The sequence below is a fragment of the Neisseria sp. 19428wB4_WF04 genome, from assembly GCF_015235335.1.
Lineage (GTDB): Bacteria > Pseudomonadota > Gammaproteobacteria > Burkholderiales > Neisseriaceae > Neisseria > Neisseria musculi.
This window is the reverse complement of record NZ_JADGLG010000240.1, coordinates 1-250: the sequence shown is the minus strand read 5'-3', so window position 1 is coordinate 250 and position 250 is coordinate 1. Positions and strand designations below refer to the sequence as shown.

Below are 250 nucleotides of genomic sequence, written 5' to 3'. Positions count from 1 at the left end.
CATAACATCCAGGTTGGGCTCCGCTGTGTGATAAAGCGGAGCAGTTTATAACAAACGGAGAGTGGCTCAATTTTGGAGCACAACTCCCCGTTTCCCTGGCTCAGTTTTGCACGATATTTAACACATAACATCACGCTTTGATACCGCTGCCCAACTGGCCGCCTATTTCGGTTTGGGTCCAAAACGGCATCAGCCGGGAACAAGCGTAAACGGCAAAGAACGGATTTCAAAGGTAGGCAAGTCCGACTTA

Annotated in this window: 1 protein-coding gene; it reads left to right on the top strand. The window is 49.2% G+C overall.

From position 1 onward, the window contains the following. Positions 1-124: 124 nt before the first annotated feature. The coding region (locus tag IR141_RS13155; protein ID WP_256359880.1) for a transposase at positions 125-250 on the top strand (126 nt) is incomplete at its 3' end.